This is a genomic window from Micromonospora foliorum (genome assembly GCF_022229015.1).
Taxonomy (GTDB): Bacteria; Actinomycetota; Actinomycetes; order Mycobacteriales; family Micromonosporaceae; genus Micromonospora; species Micromonospora foliorum.
In genome coordinates, this window is sequence record NZ_JAKKFF010000102.1 from 1 (window position 1) to 3,222 (window position 3,222).

The 3,222-nt window shown below is 72.8% G+C and carries 1 protein-coding gene and 1 pseudogene; both read left to right on the forward strand.

Translation table 11 applies throughout. The annotated features are described in order from the left end of the window. Positions 1-299, forward strand: a pseudogene (locus PSH25_RS09600) (DNA polymerase Y family protein); the annotation flags it as partial. Positions 300-332: 33 nt separating this feature from the next. After that, positions 333-3,222, forward strand: a 2,890-nt coding sequence (locus tag PSH25_RS09605; RefSeq protein ID WP_238658684.1) for an error-prone DNA polymerase, incomplete at its 3' end; no start/stop codon positions are given.

The window sequence follows — 3,222 nt, forward strand, 5'->3', positions numbered from 1 at the left end:
CCGCGCCGGCGGTGGTGCTGCCCAGCCCGCTCGCGGCGACGGTGCACGACGCCGCCGGTGAGCCGGTGGTGATCAGCGCTCGGTTGGTGGTGAGCGCCCCACCGGCCCGGTTGGTGGTCGGCACCGGCCAGCCGGCGGAGATCGTGGGCTGGGCCGGCCCGTGGCCGGTGGACGAGCGGTGGTGGGCGCCGGTCGAGGCCCGCCGCCGGGCCCGGTTCCAGGTCAGCCTGGCCGACGGTGCCGCGCTGCTGCTGGCCGTCGAGGCCGGGCAGTGGCTGGTGGAGGCGATCTATGACTGAGCCGGTGCTCCCCAGGCCGGAGGAGGATGTTCGATGAGCTTCCACAACCCGAAGATGCCCTGGTCGGAGCTGGAGCGGGTGCTCTCGGGGCGGGCCAGCGGCGGCTCCGGTCGGTCGGGCGGCGGGCGGTCGCGCGAGGAGCGGCACCTGCATGTGGTGGACCCGCTCGCCGTGGACGCCGACGGCGGCGACTCCCCGGCCTGGAGCCGCCGCCGCGAGCAGTACCAGCCGCCGGAGCTGACCCGCCCCGACGGTGTGGTGCCCTACGCGGAGCTGCACGCGCACACCAACTTCAGCTTCCTCGACGGCGCCAGCCACCCGGAGGAGCTGGCCGAGGAGGCGGCCCGGCTGGGGCTCACCGCGCTCGCCGTCACCGACCACGACGGCTTCTACGGGGTGGTCCGCTTCGCCGAGGCGGCTCGTACGTTGGGCCTGCCGACCATCTTCGGCGCGGAGCTGTCCCTCGGCCTGCCCGGCCCGCAGAACGGCGAGCCCGACCCGCACGGCGCGCACCTGCTGGTGCTCGCGCACGGCCACGAGGGGTACGCCCGGCTGGCCACCACCATCGCCCGCGCCCAGCTACGCGGCGGGGAGAAGGGCCGCCCGGATTACGGGGACCTGGAGGAGGTCGCCGCCGAGCTGCGTGACCATGTGCTGGTGCTGACCGGCTGCCGCAAGGGGCACGTGCCGGGGGCGCTGCTCACCGAGGGGGTGGACGCGGCGGCCCGCGAGTTGGACCGGCTGACCGCGCTCTTCGGCGCCGAGACGGTGGCCGTGGAGCTGACCGACCACGGCCATCCCGTCGACGCCGACCGCAACGACGCGCTCGCCGAGCTGGCCGCCGCGGCCGGGTTGCCGACGGTGGCCAGCAACAACGTGCACTACGCCAGCCCTGGCCGGCGGCGGCTGGCCACCACCGTCGCCGCGGTCCGGGCCCGACGCAGCCTGGACGAGATCGACGGCTGGTTGCCCGCGGCGGCCACCGCCCACCTGCGCAGCGGCGCGGAGATGGCGGCCCGGTTCGCCGCGTACCCGGGTGCGGTGGCGCGGGCCGCCGAGTTCGGCGCCGAGTTGGCCTTCGACCTCCAGCTCGTCGCGCCGCAGCTACCGGCGTACCCGGTGCCGCCGGGGCACACCGAGATGAGCTGGCTGCGGAAGTTGACCGCTGACGGGGCGCACGAGCGCTATGGGCCACCGCAGGCGCACCCGACTGCGTACGCGCAACTCGACCACGAGCTGAACATGATCGAGGAGCTGGGTTTCCCCGGCTACTTCCTGGTGGTCTACGACATTGTCACGTTCTGCCGGGACCAGGACATCTACTGCCAGGGTCGGGGTTCGGCGGCCAACTCGGCGGTCTGTTACGCGTTGCGGATCACCAATGTCGACGCGGTCCGGCACCAACTGCTCTTCGAGCGGTTCCTCGCCCCGGAACGGGACGGCCCACCGGACATCGACGTGGACATCGAGTCCGACCGCCGGGAGGAGGTGATCCAGCACGTCTACACCCGCTACGGCCGGGAGCACGCCGCCCAGGTCGCCAACGTCATCTCCTACCGGCCCCGGTCGGCCGTGCGGGACGTGGCCAAGGCCTTCGGCTACTCGCCGGGGCAGCAGGACGCCTGGAGCAAGCAGATCGACAGGTGGGGCTCGGTCGCCACGGTCGATGTCGAGAACATCCCGGAGCAGGTGGTGGAGTACGCCAACGAGTTGCAGACGTTCCCCCGGCACCTGGGCATCCACTCCGGTGGCATGGTGATCTGCGACCGGCCGGTGATCGAGGTCTGCCCGGTGGAGTGGGGGCGGATGCCCGGGCGCAGCGTCCTGCAGTGGGACAAGGACGACTGCGCCGCGGTGGGCCTGGTCAAGTTCGACCTGCTCGGTCTGGGCATGCTCTCCGCCCTGCACTACGGCTACGACATGATCGGTGAGAGCCTCGACCTGGGTGACATGACCCTGGACGACCCGGAGGTCTACGACATGCTGTGCCGGGCCGACTCGGTCGGGGTGTTCCAGGTGGAGAGCCGGGCCCAGATGGCCACCCTGCCCCGGCTCAAGCCCCGCGAGTTCTACGACCTGGTGGTCGAGGTGGCGCTGATCCGCCCCGGCCCGATCCAGGGCGGTTCGGTGCACCCGTTCATCCGCCGCAAGAACGGCCAGGAGCCGGTGACCTTCGCGCACCCGCTGATGCGCAACGCCCTGGAGAAGACCCTGGGTGTGCCGCTGTTCCAGGAGCAGCTGATGCAGCTCGCCATCGACCTGGCCGGCTTCGACGCGGCCGAGGCCGACCAGCTGCGCCGGGCGATGGGCGCGAAACGGTCGGTCGAGCGGATGACCCGGATCGCCGACCGGCTCTACGCCGGGATGGCCGAGCGGGGCATCACCGGTGAGCTGGCCGACGACGTCTACCGCAAGCTCACCGCGTTCGCCAGCTACGGCTTCCCGGAGAGCCACGCGATGAGCTTCGCCTACCTGGTCTACGCCAGTTCCTGGCTCAAGCGCTACCACCCGGCGCCGTTCCTGGCCGCGCTGCTCAACGCGCAGCCGATGGGTTTCTACTCGCCGCAGACCCTTGTCGACGACGCCCGCCGGCACGGGGTGGAGGTCCGTCGTCCGGACATCAACGCCAGCGGGGCTGTGGCGGTGCTGGAGTCCACCCCGGAGACCCGGTGGGGCAGCGGGCCGGGGGAGCCGCCGCACGCCTGGGGGCTGGGCGGCCCCGCCGTCCGGCTCGGCCTGTCCAGCGTGCGGACCCTCGGCGCCGACGTGGCCGAACGGATCGAGGCCGAACGGGTCGCCGGTGGGCCGTACCGGGACATGCCGGACCTGGCCCGGCGGCTCGGTCTCACCGCCGCGCAGCTGGAGGCGTTGGCCACCGCGGACGCCTTCGCCTGTTTCGGGCTGACCCGGCGGCAGGCGCTGT